We start from the raw sequence: 14,435 nt of genomic DNA on the forward strand, positions 1-14,435 counted from the left end.
CGACAAGGGAAAAGCAAAGGTGGGCGGGGTTCGGCGCGGTGCACCTTCGGGAGATGGTGATGCGCGGTCACGGGCCGCGCATCAATCCCGGGCCTCGAACCGGGCCCACGGTATGTACCGCAGCCGCCACTGTAGACGCCCCCACCGACAAGGTGAAGGCGTCTACGAACAAGCGGGCGCGAATCAGATGGGTAGATCGGGGCAGGACCCCCTAGTCGGTGTGGTCGGCGACCGGGCGGCGCTCGACGATGAGTCCGAGTTTCTCGGCGAAGGCAATCTCGGCGCGGGTCGATTCACCGACGTAGCCCGTTTCGTCGCTGACGACCACGATGCGCCGGGTCGCGAGCCGGATCTTGTCGCGGTGCAGCTCGTCCAGCTCGGTCTTGGCCAGGGTGTCCTGGTCGCTGGAGGGAACGACGCAGAATGGTGCGAGCACCACGATGCCCTGGGCGGTGAGTTCCGCCGCGACGGTGAGCATCTGGCTGAAGAACCGCATCGACCCACAGAGGGTGACGAGTTCTGCCCGTACGTCCGACACGAGCGTGTGGTGGGAGCGGCAGTCGGCGGTGCGGTGCGCGGTGCTCATCACAGCTTTCCTGTCCGGTCGCTGGTCTGCGGATGCGCCGGCCTGTAGCGACGATCGCCGACGACAGGATATTGAGCGTGGTTGAACGTGTCCCACCAGCTCGCGAGCTCGGTGTACTCGGCGACAATGCCGTTCCAGCCAGCGGTGGCGGCGGCCAGGTGGTCGTTGATGTGGCCCAGGTAGAACCTGGGCCCGTCCCCGAGTGCGGGGGTGTGCAGATCGCAGACGGCGAAAACCGAACCGTCAGCGGGTATCTGGGCCAGCTCGTCGCGGCGCCGAGAGTGGACGCCCTGGCAGATCGGGTGGGCGCAGTCGAGGTGGGCGATGTAGTCCAGGCCGACGAACAAAAGCCCGCGGTCCCCGATCTGCGGGGCGATGACCCCGACCAGCAGCCGCGCGGGATCGGCGGGGTTGGGGATGGCCAGGAAGACGCCCGATATCTCGATGGGCAGGTCGGCGCGGTAGTCGGTGTGGGGGAAGTGTCCGGCCAGGGCGGCGGGCACAATGCAGCAGTCCACGCGACCTCCCTCGTCGTCGAGCAGGTGCTCGAACAGTTCGTGGTGGTCGGTGCTGATCTCGAATGTCATCGGATGGTTCCTTCGGGGGAGTGCGGTGGGGTGTCGAGGTAGCGCCAGCGGATACGCGTCACCTCGCTGGTGGGGGTGCAGCCCTTGTGGGTCGCGCAGAAGAACTCGACGAACTGCTGCGGCGTCATGTCGGGAAACCCTTCGGCGCGCACGTCATCGGCGGCGATGGCGTCAAGGGGCTCGCGGCGGACGTCGAGGATCTCGACGTCGACGATGCGCACCAACGGCTCACCGCGGCGACGGCCCATCACCTTGCGGCACAACGTCACCCGCTCACCAGGACGCAGGTACGCCCAGCCCATGCGCCGCGTCACGAATTTTGCGCGGGCCCGAACCTGGTCCTCGGTCAAGCTCACACTCATCAAGCGGGGCATCGGGTGTCCTTTCCGGGGAATTCGCTCCAGGTACGGCCGTCGAGCTCGCGACCGGAGGCTTTCGGGGTGCGACCACCCCACTGTTTGAAGAAGAACGCGGTCCCCGCGCCGACGCACTGATCGCGCAGATCACGCACCCATTCGGGGTCGATCGGGCGTGCGTGAGGCCCGGATTCGCCGCCGACGATCACCCAGTCGATCGCTGGCGTCGGGCACCAGTCGGCGCACTCGCCGCTGCAGGCGCACTCGAAACGGTCGCCGTCATCAGGCCACCGGCACGCGCACCCACCTGAGCAGCGGTTCGGGAACAACCACCGGTCCAGGTCGATCGGTCCGAGTAGCGGTTCGCATGACAGGAACCGCACCGCCGCCGGGGTAGCGAGTAGGTCGTCGATGCGGTGTGTGGTCGCCCCGTTCTCGACCGAGGTCCCCAGCCACAGGTTCGGCGGGAACACCAGGTCACGTTCGGCCAGGCGCCGGGCCCGGCCGGGACGCTTGGTCAGCACCTGGTAGGTGTGCTGCGGGGTCTGGGCGATGACGTCGAACACCGCCCGCACGAACTCCTCGCTGACCTTGGCGTGGAACAGGTCGGACATGGAGTTGACGAACACCAACCGCGGTGCGCGCCAACGGCGGGGGATGTCGAGGGCGTCGGGGTGTTCGGTGACGGCGAACCCGGGCCCGGACGTGCGGGGGTCACCGTCGGCCTGGTACTTCGCCGAGCCCATCGCCTTGAGCCGCTTGGACATTGCCAGTGCGTAGCAGTTGTCACACCCGGCGCTGATGCGGTCACACCCGGTGACCGGATTCCAGGTGGTCTCGGTCCATTCGATACCGGTCATTGCTTGTCCTTCATGGGAATCTCCTCGGGAGAGTGGGAGGATGAGCGGCGGAACCGGGGTGTTAGGTGCACCCCGGTCCCGCCATTTTCAGGAGGCGAACCGCTCGATGGTTTCGCCGGTGATGGCCTCAGCCAGCGCGCAACCCAGCACCTCCGCTGTCGGTGGGGTGACGGCGTTGCCGTAGCCGGCGGCCTGGGTGCGCTTGTCGCCGATCGGTTTGAAGGTCGAGCGGAAGGCCATGCCGTCGCGGATCTCGTCGGGGTCGAGCATCCGGAAGGTGCACTCGGCGAGCAGCCGGTCCGGATCGACACCGAGCAACCCGAACCGATCGCGGGTGGTCAGGGTGCCCATTGGGTCGGTGACTGGCTGTGTGACCCCGGTGCGGTAGTAGGGCACCAGCAGCTCCTCACGCCCTTGCTCGGCGCCGGGGGGCGAGACCAGTCCGTGGTGAAACCCGCTGGCGGAGAACGTGGCCAGCGGCTGGTCGACGCCGTAGACGAGCTTCTTGCTGCCCCCGCCGCGTAGCGAGGTCAGAAACGGTGGGATGGCCACCCCGAGCTCGCGGCGCGTGGTCTGCGTCGGCATCGGCATTCCCGCGGTGCGGGCGTGCTGGGTGGATCGCTTGCTGGTCTGCACCACCATCGGCGGCAGCACCAGCGCGTCGGTCTCGCGGGTCGTGCGCGTCGACATCGGCTCCGACAACGGGGTCGCCGCGGTGCGCCAGGTCCCACCGGCCGGGCTCAGCATCGCCTCGCCCGCGTACTTCTCCAATCCGATCCGGATCCGGTCCAGCGTCGCGGCCGCCAACGGCTTGGTGCGCTCGCCGATCTTCTGGCCAGGGTCGAGATTCCAGTTGATCGCCGCCGACGCCGGGGTCGTGAACGGCTCGACGACCTGGTAGGCGCAGGTCTTGGACGGGCACCGGTACACGTACTGACCGTGCGCGCCGTAGCGGCCCATCTCGACCCCGGGCTGCTTCCACGACTGGATCGCGTCGACGACCTTGTCGCAGCGGTCGCAGAAGGCGCGCGGACGCAGCCACTTGTCCAGGTCGGGCCGCCGACCCAGCGTTTTCAACCAGTACATGACGTAGAGCCGGTCACGCGATTGCGGCGCGGGGGAGCACACACGCGGCATCGCGTGCATCGAGTTGAGCGCGATCACCGCGACCTCGTAGCCGGGGCCGATCTCCTCGATCGAACGCCGCCACTCGGCCCACTTGTCCCACCGGCGGCACTGGATCACGTTCTCCATCACCCCGCCCAGCACCGGCGTACCGCGACCGGCCATCGCGCGCAGGTAGCGCGGGATCTGCTCGATCAACGCCCGCGAACGCGCCTCGGCCGGGTCCTCGACCAGCTCGCCGAGTTCGGTGTCCTCGATGAGCGTGTACTGATTCGACCGATCGAAATACCGTTTCTTGCCCTTGGCGTCGGTCCACGCAGGGCACGCCGGCGACGCCCAGAACAACTCGGTGTAGGGCAGCGTGGCCAGGTCGATCTTGCGGACATCACCAGGCGGAAGGTGATAGGTGTCAGGGAAATTGAGCGCATGGACCTCGACACAGATCGGGTTGTGATTGCCCGCCAGGCTGGTCGTGACACCGGGGACCGCGTCGAACCCCTGACTGTCCCCGCCCCATCCAGCGAAGAACACCGTGGATCGCAGGCTCATCTCAGACGCCCATCGCGAAGTCGGACAGCTTGGCCAGCACGGCGGACACGGTGTGGCGCCAGCGCATTTCGAGATCGGCCAGGCCCTCGCTGTTGGCGTAGGCCAGCATCGCCGACTCCGCACGGGTCAACCGGCGGGGAGAGCCGAGCAGCTCCCACACCGAACGAGTGACGTCAGCGTGGACGTAGTGGCCCGACCCGTCACCGGCGACACCGAGATAGACCAGGTAGGTGCCGTAGCGCAGCTGAGGCGTACGCGTGCCGTGGCGGCGACTGTGGTCGAGGACCTCGATGTGGTCAGCGTTGGTGGGATTCAGTCCGTGGGTGAGCACGAAGCGCCGCAACGCCTTGCGTGCATGGCGGCGGGAGCGCCAGGGCGCGGTGATCACCTGCTGGATGTGCCATTCGAGCAGCAGCGGGCTGGGATCGCAGAAGTGCTCGACCAGCTCGGCAACCAGCCGGTACGCGCGGGCCTCGGCGTCGGGCGCCGACGTGAAGTCGCCGTTCGATGTCAGAGCGAGCGCGGCGTTGTACAGGTCCAGCGCCGCGACGTTTTTGAAGCAGCCGTAGAAGCCGTCATCGACGACATCCCACAGGGTCTGGGCATCGAGGATGTGTCCGAGCAGCTCGGCACGGACCGCCTCGCCGACGAATGCCGCGACCAGGGCGACATCGGCGAACCACAGCCGGTCGTCGCTGTCGTGCCAGTCGCAGACGAAAGGACCCTCGTAGTGGCCGGGCTCGGTGGCGGGGCAGGGGCAGTAGGGCGCAGTGGTCGAGTCACGAAGGCACATGAAAACTCCTTGCAGTTCCAAAACTGTGCAGTGATAAAACTGTACAGCGCGACGCGGCAAACTGCTACAGTTTTGGAACTGCGAACTTGTCCCGGACCCGTCAGCGATGCCGTGAAACCCCTGACAGAAAGCGATGTCCGAATGCCGGTCGACCCGACCCGAACGCGCCCGGTCGAAGACCTCGACCTGGCGGATCGCTCCGCGCAGATCCGCCAGGCCCGCGCCGAAGGCGATCAGCCCCCCGCCGGGCGTCTGCTCGGTCTGCCGGAGCTGGCAGACGGGGATGTGTGGGTCGACATCGCCGGGGTCGAGGCCATCACCGAGATCCCCTCGCGCACCGTCACCGGATGGATGGCGCGCGGCGGGCCGAAGAAGGCGCCCTTCCCCGCGCCGCATCGCATCCTGTATCGCCTCTACTGGCCGCTGTCGGTCCTCGAGCAGTGGCACGAGGACTACACGCGAGAAGCCTGACCCGCACGCGCGGCCGGGCGGTGTGTGCGATAACAGCAGTTCTGCCCCGCCCCTCGGAGAGAGAAAGCGGGGGCCGAACTGTTTCTACTGGTTGGCCAGGGCCCGCGCCTAGGCGCCCGTCGGCGCTCATGGCCCCAGATTCGAGGTGATCGGCAAGCTGGTGCTGCAGGTCTGCGTTGGCGGTGCGGGTGACCGGATCCTCAAGAGTCCAGGTGGTGGGGATCAGCTGGATCAGCATCGAAGGGCGCCAGCAGGCAATTGCTGGGATGAGCAGCAAGAGTTCAGTCGGCACAGGCGTCCTCGAAGTGAAGATGGAGCCCGGCCCTCGGCCAGCAGCGCTGTCAGATAGCAGCATAGCTCGGTTGGGCGAGTCTCCAGGTCGCCGCACCGTTGCGCGCCGAAGGGCTTGAGCAGCTGAAATAGCTCCTCTGCCGATGAATTGTCGGTCATGCCCGCGCCGATCCGGTCGTGCGGCGCTTGTTCTCCATCGCGCCGAGCAGGGCCTGCACGGGCTCGATCCTGCTTTGCCCTGCCTCAGAAATCAGTCGGGGGTGAGTCCTTGGGTACGCATGGACTCCCGACTGAGGTCGAGCAGCGGATCGGCGAGGGCGTCGAGCCGGGCGAAGAGTTCGTCGAGGTCGTCGCTGATCTCGCGGGCACGGGCACGGGCAGCGATGCCACGTTCGAAGTAGTTCGGGTCCAGATCGCTGGTAGTGACGGGGATGTCGAAAGCCATTCGTGTGGCGACGATCTCGGCGACCTCAGCGCCGGTGAGTGGGTCGAGCTCATCGACCACGCCATCGGCCAGGCCGCGCCCGTCGAAGCGGGTGAGCAAGGGCTGGTCGGCCCAGTGGGCGAGGAGTTGGTGGATCGGTTCGGTCACGTCGTCGGCAGCGGTGAGGAGGCGTTCGAGTTCGATGTGGCCGGTGGCGCGCGGCGCGTGGGCGAGCACCGTGGCCCAGCGGCGGGTCACCGCGACCGGACAGGTGATGGGCAGGCCGGACGCGGTCAGCTCCACCAGTGGTTGGCTGCCGACGATCACGACGGTGTCGCCCAGGATCACATCACGTTGGCGCAATCCGGCGATGGTGTCCCAGGACAGGCCCGCGGCCGCCAAGTGCAAGATGACCGCGTCGCGGCGTGCGGTCAGGGCATCAGGCCAGCCGGTGATCGGCAGGTGCGGCAACACGGCCTCGACTCGGGCGCGGTGGCCGGCGAGGCGCTCGGCGCGCTGTGGTCTCAGGGCGCGGCGCACGGACTCGGCCTCAGCCGGTGACGGGAGGCCGAGAACCGTTCTCGTGCTCGGGACCGGTTGCGGGTCACCGGATTCGCGGCGGGCGGCGCGGTGCGCGGCGGCGATCGCGGTAGCGCGGCCGCGTTGGGTGGTCAAGGTTCCGGGGTAGGCGGCGAGGTAGGCGAGCAGCACCTGCGCCGACGCTGGAAGTACCCGGTGCTCGTTCGCGACCGCCCAGCACGCGAACTGTGTCCATTCCCGGTCGTGTTCGGGCCGTAGGCCTTGGACCCGGGCAAGGATTCGGTCCAGTTCGGCGACGGCCGGGTCGATGTCGGTTTCGGCGTCCCGCCCGTCAGGTATGTCGGTCATCGCGACCAGTCTTACAGCAGGTCGACACAGACAAGGCGGTGGGCATTGACGAAGACGCCAGCCACCAGACCTGGGTCGGAATCGACATGTGCGAGATCCGAACCCCGCGGCGGGATGCGTGCCGCCGACCGTACTCTTGGCCGAATGCCGAACTCTCCTCGCGCAAAGAAGACCACGAAGGCCACTGCCGAAAGGTCCACGTTCCGAACCGAGTTCGCGGGCTACTATCCGCCGACCGACGACGACCTTCGACATTTCGTCACCGATGGCCTCGTCGTGCTCGACACGAACGCCGTCCTGGACCTGTACCGGTTCACCGACACCACCCGCGAGGAGTACTTCGCCGCCCTGGAACTCCTGGGCGAGCGGCTCTGGATCCCGAATCGGGTCGGTGAGGAATTCCACGACCGGCGGGCCTCGGTGATAGCGGACCGTCAAGGCATTCGAGACGTGATCGCCGCTCAAATGGCCAAGCCGATCGCGGAGCTGGTGGCGATCGCGGCTCACCACGCCCACCGTCATGGGCTCGACCAGGAGGTCGCGGACGCCGTCCGCGACGGAGTGCACGCTGCTGTCGACACCCTGATCCGCGAGATCGAAGGAACCGTCGGCATCACCATCGACCTCGATGCCCACCCGGATTCGGACCCGATCCTCACACAGCTCGGCGAGCTCTTCGACGGGAAGATCGGTGCAGCATTCGGTGACAAGGAGGCCGCCGCAGCCCACAAAGAGCACGAAATCCGCCATGCGGGGCACGTTCCGCCTGGCTACGCCGACGGTCGTAAAGGTGAGCGGGCGATCGGGGACTTCCTGGTATGGAAGCAGACGATCAACGAAGCATCCAGCCGGGGGTTGCCGGTGCTTCTTGTCACCAACGAAACCAAGCCGGACTGGGTATTCAGCGACGGCCACTACACGATGCCTCGCGTCGAGCTGGTTCGAGAGATGAAGAAGCAGGCCGATTGCGAGTTTCATCTGGTCGACGTCCAGACCTACCTCGGCTTGGCCCAGAAGTATCTCGCCGCACAGGTCAGCGACGCGGCGGTCGACGAAGCCGCAGATCTCCGCCGAGCCCTCGCGGCAGTCACTTTCGACCATGGTGCAGGGTTCCGCCAGGGCGTCGCGGCGGCCGGTCTCGACTCCATCTCGTATTTCCGCCAGGCCGCCGCGGCGGCCAACTTCGACCCCGGCGAAGAGGTCCGCCAGGCCCTCGCGGCGGGCAACTTCGACCCCGGCGCATATTTCCGCCAAGCCTTCGCGACGGCCTGGGTCGACCCCGGCGCATATCTCCGCCAGGCCCTCGCGGAACCGGGTTCGGACCCGGCACCGAAGGCACTGCCGCCGCAGAAGAAGAAGGCTGCGCGGCCAACAGCGAAGAAGTCCAGCACCGCGAAGAAGGCTGCGCCGACTGCGAAGAAGTCCGCCACCGCGAAGAAGCCCGCCACGGGAGACAAGCCCGCCGAGTGAGGATGGGCGCCGCGCCGCCCAGCTGATTCCAATTTTGGCTGCCTGGGGGCGCAACCCCTTCCTACTTTGAGAATCAAATACCTAGTTCGACTCGGGCCGAGCGCTGTTCGCCATCCCGGTCGTAGAGCATGGCCGAGGCGGCACTGCGCCACCCACCCAGGGCCATGACGTCGGTGAGCAAAGCACCGCGCGCGAAAGCTTCGGTGGCTCCACCGGCGCGCAGAGAATGTCCACGCAGGCCCGGATGGCCGGCGGCACCACCCCGGGTTTTGATGATGCGCGCGATCTGCCGGTCGGAGATGGCGCGGTCCAGGGGTGGCCCTGCCTTGGCCAGTGGCCGGAACAGCGGCGTGTGCGGGTCTGCCAGTTCGGGCCACGCTTGCGCGCAGCGGTGGGTGTGCGGGTCGGTGTCGTCGGTGATCAGTACCCGTTGGACCGCGAGCGACACGGCCCGGTTGATTGCGGCCTGGTCGATGGTGGTGTGCCGGTGGCGTTTCTGGCGCCGGACTTCGCGGTCCGCGGCACGGTCGCGGGCGTCGAGCACGACCAGCCAGCGGTGCAGCCCACACCAGAGGCAGTACAGTGCCGGACCGGATCCGGCGCGGCGGTAGACGCGGGTGATCTCTTCCCGGTTGGCTTTGCTGCCACGCCGTCGGATGCTCAGCAGCCGCTCGCCGCCGCCGGTGGTGACCGACAGGTCCGACGCTGTGAGAGCGGCGATTTCGCTGCGGCGCCCGAGCATGGAGAAGCCGGTGAGGATCATCGCGATGTCGCGGCGGGCGGCGACCTTTTCCGGCCAGGTCACCGCAGTGGTGTGGGCGGTGGTGATCATCGCGGTCACGACCGGGTGATCAGCTGCTGGTGCCTGGTCGATTTCGCGTCCGGCCAGGGTTTGGGTGGTGCGGACTCCGGCCAGGACCTCGCGGACCTTCTCGCCGGTCGTCGGGTCGAGATGGCCGGCATCGTGGTGGCGGTCGGCGATCGCGGCGATCCACACCGCCAGCGTCGACGCCGCGAGGTCCTTGCGCACGGCGCCGAGGGCAATGTACCGCTCGACGGTGACCGGGTCGGCCGGTAGCGATACCAGATCCACTGTGCCGCACCAGGTATGGAACGCCTCCCATGCTTCGGAGTAGGCCCGGGTCGTGGCGGCGGGGGTCGCGGCCGCGGCGTAGTGGGTGCGCGCGGCGTCGGCGGCGATCAGGTCGGGGTGATCGCCGCCGGTCGCGACCGAGCGGAGCCGTCCGGGCTCGGTGCTCATCGGGGATGGACCGCCAGCACGGCGGCCGCCAGGATCTGCGCTTCGATCAGGGCCGCCGCCCGCGCGGTGTCGAGGATGCTCATGCCCGTGCCGCCGATCCGGTCTCGCCGAGGAACTCGGCACGCTGTGCGTCCCGCTCGCGTTTGCGCTCGAGGTAGGCAGGGGTGTCGCTGATCTGCACATCGTCGGCCAGGCCGAGTGCCCGGGTGACCGCACCGAGAATGGCGCGGGCGTGGGCGTCACCGAGTTCGGCGCAGACCACCGAGCGCAGGTCGACCCGGATACCTCCGCCGAGGCTGAGGGCCAGGTCCAGCAACCGGCGCTGGGCGCCGCCGAGCGGGCCGATGTCGGCGGCGGCCAGCGCCGTCCAGTCCACGCGGGCGATGAGGTGGTGCCTGTCGTCGCTGTCGGTGACCAGGCGGGTGGTGATGTGGTCGCGCAGGCCGCGACGGTCGAGCAGCCCGGCGAAATCGAGGAGCTCGACCGCGGCACGCTGGTGTCGGCCCTCGGCGAGGTCACCGCCGGTGATCAGCCATTCGCGCAGCTTGTCGGTAGAGGCTGTGATGGGGTCGGTCATGAGGTGGGCTCTCCTGGGGTGGTGGGCGTGGACCGGTGCTCGTAGCGGGCGTCACAGCGCGACGGGCTGGCGGCGATCGCGAGATCGGCGTCGCTACCGGTCGTGCGGGCGAGGGCAGCAGCAACCATCTGGGCATACTCGGGGCCCAGGTCGACCAGCACATCGTGCGGGTCAACCGGGTTACCGGCGGCGATGCTCACCGCCAGGCGCAGCAGGCGGTCGGTCGCCCCGTCGAGGTCGGCGACGGTGGGATCGCTGTGCAGGGCAGTCCAGTTCACCGTCGCGTACCACCACGGAAATCGCACGGGGGCGCTGAGGAAATCGATATCGGTGTGCTCGAGCACCGCGGGGTGCTCGAGCAGGCCTACGGCATCGAGGAGATGCAGGGCCGCACGATCGCATCGGCGTGACCGGTCATCGGTCGGCCAGCCCCGAAACAGCAGAGCGCGCCGCTGCTCGGGACTGTTCTGTGCCGGTGATGGTGTAGCGCAGCGCATCAGAGACCCTCGATGAGTACGGCCCGGGTCTGCTGGAACCACGCGCGGGTCACCGGGTAGTTGTGTTCGGCGTCGGTGCGGGCTTCGACCATGCTGAACAGCTCGTAGGCCCAACGCGATAGTGCGCTGTCGCGGGTTTCGTCGAGTTCGGACAGCGCCGCGTCGTCTTCGAGCAGCAGCGCCACACCGACCGCTTCGCCGGTGCTCCACGTGAACAAGTAGTCGTCCCAGCCGTCGGCGCGCACCGACCGCGCACGGGATAGGAACTCGGTGCGGCGGGCATCCCGTGCGGCGACGCGGTCGGCCGCGGTCGGCATCGGGAACTCGGCGGGCGCGGCCAGCGGCGGCGGCCGCAGGTCGGGTTCTGTACTGCTCTGGCGCGCGCCTTCCCGCAGCTCTGCTGCCAGGCGCCGCGCGGCGTCGTCGGCGTTCATGCGGCGGGCTCGGCGGCGTCGTAGTCGTAAGCGGCCGAGAAGGTCGGCAGCTCATTGCCGGGAACCGGGCCCAGCTCCGAACCGGTGGCGTCACTGTGACGTTCGGAGAACAGAGACTGCGCCGACCACGGCGCGATGTCGGCCGGTTCGTCGGGCTTGGGTTCATCGGTCACGGTCATCCCCCTGAGATCGGTGTCTGTTTTGCGGTGTCGTCGAGCGGAGTGCGGTAGATCGAGCGGGCCATCAGCACGCGGTGACAGCCCTGCCCCCAGGACGGGCGGGCGCTGACCAGCGGCATCCATGGTCGGCGATGCGGCGCCCGGCACGTGTGCACTTGGTGTGTCGCGGTCACTCTCCATCGCGGGACTCCTCGGTGGTGAAGTCGTTTTTCGGCCCGTACTTTCGGGCAAGGGCTTCGGCGTGATCGGCGTGATCGGCGTGCCCGTCCCGACGCAGGGCGTGGGCGAGGGCGCGCAGTTCTCGACGCAATTGCCGGGCGACCGCGGCGGGATCGGCGGGATCGGCGTACACGGGGCTCATGTGTCCGCTCCGACCGTGGGGGTGGTCATACTCGGGGTCTCCTTGGTGGTGTGGGCGTAACACTGACCGGCGGCAGCTGCGTCAACATGACGTTGGGCGCTGAAGAGTGGGCATCTCGATGCGGCCGACACTGGCGCGCCAGCCGAATGAGTCGGCGACCCAATATCCGATCACTGTCCATCCTGCGGCAGCGAGCGAATCGTCGGCGGCGGCGATGATGTCGGCGTCTTCGTAGTGGTCGGGTAGGCGGCCTTGGTGCAGGACGGGCCCGACCGGGGTCCAGGTGGCGAGGTCGAGGGCGGGCCCAGCGGTGACCGTGACGGTCTCACCAGCGGTGGGGTTCGTCGGATCGGCCCAGACCCGAGCGGTGGGTGTCACCGGCAGGGTGGCCGCGTAGGCGGCCTCGACGGCGGCGTTGTCGAAAGGGTCTATCGGTCCCATGAGCTCGGCGTGGCCACGGGCAGGGGCCGCAGCGGCATCGAGACGGTGGTGTAGCTGATCGGTCATGAAGTTTCCCCGAAATCGGTGTGTGAGCTGGGCTTTCGCCGAGCGTAGTGATGGCCACCGACCGTTTCCCCCGGTCGCCATGGGTGACTTTACACGGAAACTGTTTTCTAGCAGGGGGTTTGGGGGTTATATGTCCGATAACCGACATTAGCGGACATGAACCTAACGCAGGGTGCAGAACTGGGCTTGACCGCCGCACATGGTTCATATGTTTTTTATGTCTGTGTTTTTGGAGCGTGTTCCGCTATCGTGATGGCGTGACCATCCCCGGGCTCCTGACCAGCGGCGAGGCTGTCGAAGTGATCTACGACGGCACCGGCTACCGATTTCGTCCCGCCGATCTACAGACGCTCGTCCGGACGAACATCCTGCCCAACCACGGGAGCGGGAAGCATCTACGCTTCGCTCTCGACGACCTCCACGAGTTCATCAAGACTTACCCGTATCGACGGAATCTGCCGTTCCCATACCTGGGCGTCTCGGTCCTCGAACTCTGTGACTCTCCGGCCTATGAACTGCACGCCCCGCACGCCCTGTTCCGACGCTTCGCCGGCTACGACCACGACAACACGGCGGGCCTGACCCCATCGGAGCGGACCTACGCCATCGTGGCCAAGTGGCGCATCGGTTTCGACACCGCACAGTGGGTCGTCGAGCAGGGGCTCCCGCTGCTGGGCTCCATCAAGGGCGTCGTCACTCTCGACACCATCTTCTGGCCGACCGGGGTGGCGCGGCTCGTCGGCGGGATCGGGTTCGAGGTAGCACCGGACCGTCGCGGCCATCCCGAGATCGGCATGGGGGCGATCGTCGACGTCCCACCAGGCCCACCGTGGCGACTGGTCCCCACGTCAGCGCCATCGACAGACTCGCGGTGAACTGCTCTGTGGGTTGGTTTTCCACGCCGCCGTGACGAAAGCCTCTACGGTTCTGCCACATTCACCACCCGCAGAGGAGTTGACCGTGCCCCCGACCGGAACCACGCGCGCGGCCGCGGTGTCGAACGCCCGCCAGCAGCCGGCCACCACACCGGCACCGACCCGCTGGACCGACCTACCCGCGCCTGCGGACCTGAAACGATGGGAATCGGCCAGGCCCGGAGCCGTTGACCGCATCCTCACCGTGTTCGAGCGTGACGCGTGCCACGATCGGCGGATCCGGTGGAGTGCGGTGGGACTGGACGCCCTGGGCCCGCTGTGCGGACTCGCGAGCGTGGCGATCCTGGCACTGACTGCGAAGCACTTCGCCGACCACGGCGCCGCCCTAGAAGGTGTGGCAATCTTCGGCGCGGGCTCGCTGTCGATGGTCACCGCGTTCATTACTCTCGGCCGCCGCGGCGTCCGAGAGCGCCCAGAATCCGACGCGCGTGGCGGTCGTGGATGAGGAGCTGGGCTAAGACTTGCCGAACGCCGCTAGTGCGCGTGTGGTGTGAAGTCGTTGATGGAACAGGTAAGTCGCAATGTCGAGGTTACGTTCGGCGGCGGCGAGACGGGCCAGCTTCTCGGCGAGGCCTTCCTGAAGACTGAACGCTTGGTCCTTGACCCAGCGGCTGAATCGCGCACGTTCCTCCGGGCCAGCGTGCGGCTCGGCGGCGCCTGTCATGTCACACGCATGCAGTCGATGCGGGGGTCTGTCGGATGGTGTAACCGGCGGTGGTCATCTGTTCGAGGGCGCCATCGGGGACGGGGAAGGTGCGCCAAATTTGCAGGAGAGTGCTGATGCAGGGTGGTAGCGGGTGAGCTTCGATGGTGTCCGCACGGTGCCAAGCCGGGGTGACGGTGGGTGCACCGCTCCGGTTGGGGGAGTTCAAGTTCGGCGTGAAGGGGTGGCGGGTTAGGCGGTGGTGGGCAATGTCGGCGGCCAGTATCGCAAGGCCGTGAGGGTAATCGCCAGGCCCGCTGATCGAGGCGATCAAGTCGGCGTCCTCCCAGGTAACGACGACATGAGTGGCTCCACTCGCGCGCGCACCCGCACCCAGGCCGGTGATCGCAGCGTGAGCATCCCGGCCGCGCCGGTACGGACGACATGTGATGTAGCCGGTGAGTGGTTGGGGCCGGGCCGAGTCGAGCAAGTAAATCCGAGGGGCGGGCGCCGCACCGTGTTCGGTCAGCAGGGCGGTTGTGGCGTGGACGCTTGCGCGGCTGATGGCGTCGATCGTGTCGTCAAGCTCAGTCACGACTTCGACTGTACCCAGGATCGGGGCTGGCCCGATCGACGGCGCG

Annotated in this window: 20 protein-coding genes; 4 read left to right on the forward strand and 16 right to left on the reverse strand. The window is 67.7% G+C overall.

Going from position 1 to position 14,435, the window contains the following annotated elements:
* Positions 1 to 211 precede the first annotated feature (211 nt).
* The 6 genes from ACFWFP_RS31220 to ACFWFP_RS31245 form a co-directional block, all read right to left on the reverse strand.
* Positions 212 to 586, reverse strand: coding sequence for a hypothetical protein (locus tag ACFWFP_RS31220; RefSeq protein ID WP_379301058.1), 375 nt, complete (start codon positions 584 to 586; stop codon positions 212 to 214).
* Positions 586 to 1,173, reverse strand: coding sequence for a hypothetical protein (locus tag ACFWFP_RS31225; RefSeq protein WP_379301060.1), 588 nt, complete (start codon positions 1,171 to 1,173; stop codon positions 586 to 588). Before ACFWFP_RS31225 ends, ACFWFP_RS31220 begins: the two co-directional genes overlap by 1 nt.
* Positions 1,170 to 1,547, reverse strand: a complete 378-nt coding sequence (locus tag ACFWFP_RS31230) for a hypothetical protein (protein ID WP_379301062.1) — start codon at positions 1,545 to 1,547, stop codon at positions 1,170 to 1,172. Before ACFWFP_RS31230 ends, ACFWFP_RS31225 begins: the two co-directional genes overlap by 4 nt.
* Positions 1,535 to 2,389 (reverse strand): DUF5131 family protein, encoded by an 855-nt coding sequence (locus ACFWFP_RS31235; protein ID WP_379301064.1) that lies wholly within the window; start codon positions 2,387 to 2,389, stop codon positions 1,535 to 1,537. Before ACFWFP_RS31235 ends, ACFWFP_RS31230 begins: the two co-directional genes overlap by 13 nt.
* Before the next feature lie 87 nt (positions 2,390 to 2,476).
* Positions 2,477 to 4,063 carry a DNA methyltransferase gene (locus ACFWFP_RS31240; RefSeq protein ID WP_379301066.1) on the reverse strand — a complete coding sequence of 529 codons (1,587 nt, stop codon included), beginning with the start codon at positions 4,061 to 4,063 and terminating at the stop codon, positions 2,477 to 2,479.
* A gap of 1 nt (position 4,064) precedes the next feature.
* Positions 4,065 to 4,856, reverse strand: coding sequence for a hypothetical protein (locus tag ACFWFP_RS31245; RefSeq protein WP_379301068.1), 792 nt, complete (start codon positions 4,854 to 4,856; stop codon positions 4,065 to 4,067).
* A 141-nt stretch (positions 4,857 to 4,997) separates the two neighbouring features.
* Between ACFWFP_RS31245 and ACFWFP_RS31250 the strand changes: the two genes are divergently transcribed.
* Entirely contained in the window at positions 4,998 to 5,327 is a 330-nt protein-coding gene (locus ACFWFP_RS31250) for a hypothetical protein (protein WP_379301070.1), read from the forward strand.
* 541 nt (positions 5,328 to 5,868) lie between these two features.
* Here ACFWFP_RS31250 and ACFWFP_RS31255 read toward each other — a convergent pair.
* Positions 5,869 to 6,930: a hypothetical protein gene (locus tag ACFWFP_RS31255; protein WP_379301072.1), complete on the reverse strand. Its 1,062-nt coding sequence runs from the start codon at positions 6,928 to 6,930 to the stop codon at positions 5,869 to 5,871.
* A gap of 144 nt (positions 6,931 to 7,074) precedes the next feature.
* On the opposite strand from ACFWFP_RS31255, the gene ACFWFP_RS31260 reads away from it, so the two are divergent.
* Positions 7,075 to 8,400 (forward strand): PIN-like domain-containing protein, encoded by a 1,326-nt coding sequence (locus ACFWFP_RS31260; RefSeq protein WP_379301073.1) that lies wholly within the window; start codon positions 7,075 to 7,077, stop codon positions 8,398 to 8,400.
* Between the two features lie 73 nt (positions 8,401 to 8,473).
* Here ACFWFP_RS31260 and ACFWFP_RS31265 read toward each other — a convergent pair whose 3' ends face one another.
* The 7 genes from ACFWFP_RS31265 to ACFWFP_RS31295 form a co-directional block, all read right to left on the reverse strand.
* The gene (locus ACFWFP_RS31265; RefSeq protein WP_379301074.1) at positions 8,474 to 9,661 is read right to left on the reverse strand and encodes a hypothetical protein; all 1,188 of its coding nucleotides are present in this window, start codon (positions 9,659 to 9,661) and stop codon (positions 8,474 to 8,476) included.
* Between the two features lie 79 nt (positions 9,662 to 9,740).
* Entirely contained in the window at positions 9,741 to 10,238 is a 498-nt protein-coding gene (locus ACFWFP_RS31270; protein WP_379301076.1) for a hypothetical protein, read from the reverse strand.
* On the reverse strand, positions 10,235 to 10,735 hold the full coding sequence (locus tag ACFWFP_RS31275) for a hypothetical protein (protein WP_379301078.1): 501 nt from the start codon (positions 10,733 to 10,735) through the stop codon (positions 10,235 to 10,237). Before ACFWFP_RS31275 ends, ACFWFP_RS31270 begins: the two co-directional genes overlap by 4 nt.
* Entirely contained in the window at positions 10,735 to 11,169 is a 435-nt protein-coding gene (locus ACFWFP_RS31280; RefSeq protein WP_379301080.1) for a hypothetical protein, read from the reverse strand. Before ACFWFP_RS31280 ends, ACFWFP_RS31275 begins: the two co-directional genes overlap by 1 nt.
* The gene (locus tag ACFWFP_RS31285; RefSeq protein WP_379301082.1) at positions 11,166 to 11,348 is read right to left on the reverse strand and encodes a hypothetical protein; all 183 of its coding nucleotides are present in this window, start codon (positions 11,346 to 11,348) and stop codon (positions 11,166 to 11,168) included. The genes ACFWFP_RS31280 and ACFWFP_RS31285 overlap by 4 nt, the downstream gene beginning before the upstream one ends.
* Positions 11,349 to 11,517: 169 nt before the next feature.
* The gene (locus ACFWFP_RS31290; RefSeq protein WP_379301084.1) at positions 11,518 to 11,709 is read right to left on the reverse strand and encodes a hypothetical protein; all 192 of its coding nucleotides are present in this window, start codon (positions 11,707 to 11,709) and stop codon (positions 11,518 to 11,520) included.
* A gap of 81 nt (positions 11,710 to 11,790) precedes the next feature.
* On the reverse strand, positions 11,791 to 12,216 hold the full coding sequence (locus tag ACFWFP_RS31295; protein WP_379301086.1) for a hypothetical protein: 426 nt from the start codon (positions 12,214 to 12,216) through the stop codon (positions 11,791 to 11,793).
* 257 nt (positions 12,217 to 12,473) lie between these two features.
* On the opposite strand from ACFWFP_RS31295, the gene ACFWFP_RS31300 reads away from it, so the two are divergent.
* Together ACFWFP_RS31300 and ACFWFP_RS31305 are read left to right on the forward strand one after the other, a co-directional pair.
* On the forward strand, positions 12,474 to 13,091 hold the full coding sequence (locus tag ACFWFP_RS31300) for a helix-turn-helix domain-containing protein (protein ID WP_379301088.1): 618 nt from the start codon (positions 12,474 to 12,476) through the stop codon (positions 13,089 to 13,091).
* An 85-nt stretch (positions 13,092 to 13,176) separates the two neighbouring features.
* Positions 13,177 to 13,596, forward strand: a complete 420-nt coding sequence (locus ACFWFP_RS31305; RefSeq protein ID WP_379301090.1) for a hypothetical protein — start codon at positions 13,177 to 13,179, stop codon at positions 13,594 to 13,596.
* 9 nt (positions 13,597 to 13,605) lie between these two features.
* Here ACFWFP_RS31305 and ACFWFP_RS31310 read toward each other — a convergent pair whose 3' ends face one another.
* Both ACFWFP_RS31310 and ACFWFP_RS31315 read right to left on the reverse strand, forming a co-directional pair.
* Entirely contained in the window at positions 13,606 to 13,815 is a 210-nt protein-coding gene (locus tag ACFWFP_RS31310; protein WP_379301092.1) for a hypothetical protein, read from the reverse strand.
* A 1-nt stretch (position 13,816) separates the two neighbouring features.
* A complete protein-coding gene (locus ACFWFP_RS31315) occupies positions 13,817 to 14,389 on the reverse strand; it encodes a hypothetical protein (protein ID WP_379301094.1) in 573 nt (190 codons plus the stop codon).
* Positions 14,390 to 14,435: the final 46 nt, after the last annotated feature.

The sequence above is a fragment of the Nocardia sp. NPDC060249 genome (assembly GCF_042728755.1).
Lineage (GTDB): Bacteria > Actinomycetota > Actinomycetes > Mycobacteriales > Mycobacteriaceae > Nocardia.

Excerpts from the sequence above, each read along its gene's own strand:
- ACFWFP_RS31220 (WP_379301058.1), bottom strand. The coding sequence starts at position 586 with ATGAGCACCGCGCACCGCACCGCCGACTGCCGCTCCCACCACACGCTC.
- ACFWFP_RS31225 (WP_379301060.1), bottom strand. The coding sequence starts at position 1,173 with ATGACATTCGAGATCAGCACCGACCACCACGAACTGTTCGAGCACCTG.
- ACFWFP_RS31230 (WP_379301062.1), bottom strand. The coding sequence starts at position 1,547 with ATGCCCCGCTTGATGAGTGTGAGCTTGACCGAGGACCAGGTTCGGGCC.
- ACFWFP_RS31235 (WP_379301064.1), bottom strand. The coding sequence starts at position 2,389 with ATGACCGGTATCGAATGGACCGAGACCACCTGGAATCCGGTCACCGGG.
- ACFWFP_RS31240 (WP_379301066.1), bottom strand. The coding sequence starts at position 4,063 with ATGAGCCTGCGATCCACGGTGTTCTTCGCTGGATGGGGCGGGGACAGT.
- ACFWFP_RS31245 (WP_379301068.1), bottom strand. The coding sequence starts at position 4,856 with ATGTGCCTTCGTGACTCGACCACTGCGCCCTACTGCCCCTGCCCCGCC.
- ACFWFP_RS31250 (WP_379301070.1), top strand. The coding sequence starts at position 4,998 with ATGCCGGTCGACCCGACCCGAACGCGCCCGGTCGAAGACCTCGACCTG.
- ACFWFP_RS31255 (WP_379301072.1), bottom strand. The coding sequence starts at position 6,930 with ATGACCGACATACCTGACGGGCGGGACGCCGAAACCGACATCGACCCG.
- ACFWFP_RS31260 (WP_379301073.1), top strand. The coding sequence starts at position 7,075 with ATGCCGAACTCTCCTCGCGCAAAGAAGACCACGAAGGCCACTGCCGAA.
- ACFWFP_RS31265 (WP_379301074.1), bottom strand. The coding sequence starts at position 9,661 with ATGAGCACCGAGCCCGGACGGCTCCGCTCGGTCGCGACCGGCGGCGAT.
- ACFWFP_RS31270 (WP_379301076.1), bottom strand. The coding sequence starts at position 10,238 with ATGACCGACCCCATCACAGCCTCTACCGACAAGCTGCGCGAATGGCTG.
- ACFWFP_RS31275 (WP_379301078.1), bottom strand. The coding sequence starts at position 10,735 with ATGCGCTGCGCTACACCATCACCGGCACAGAACAGTCCCGAGCAGCGG.
- ACFWFP_RS31280 (WP_379301080.1), bottom strand. The coding sequence starts at position 11,169 with ATGAACGCCGACGACGCCGCGCGGCGCCTGGCAGCAGAGCTGCGGGAA.
- ACFWFP_RS31285 (WP_379301082.1), bottom strand. The coding sequence starts at position 11,348 with ATGACCGTGACCGATGAACCCAAGCCCGACGAACCGGCCGACATCGCG.
- ACFWFP_RS31290 (WP_379301084.1), bottom strand. The coding sequence starts at position 11,709 with ATGAGCCCCGTGTACGCCGATCCCGCCGATCCCGCCGCGGTCGCCCGG.
- ACFWFP_RS31295 (WP_379301086.1), bottom strand. The coding sequence starts at position 12,216 with ATGACCGATCAGCTACACCACCGTCTCGATGCCGCTGCGGCCCCTGCC.
- ACFWFP_RS31310 (WP_379301092.1), bottom strand. The coding sequence starts at position 13,815 with ATGACAGGCGCCGCCGAGCCGCACGCTGGCCCGGAGGAACGTGCGCGA.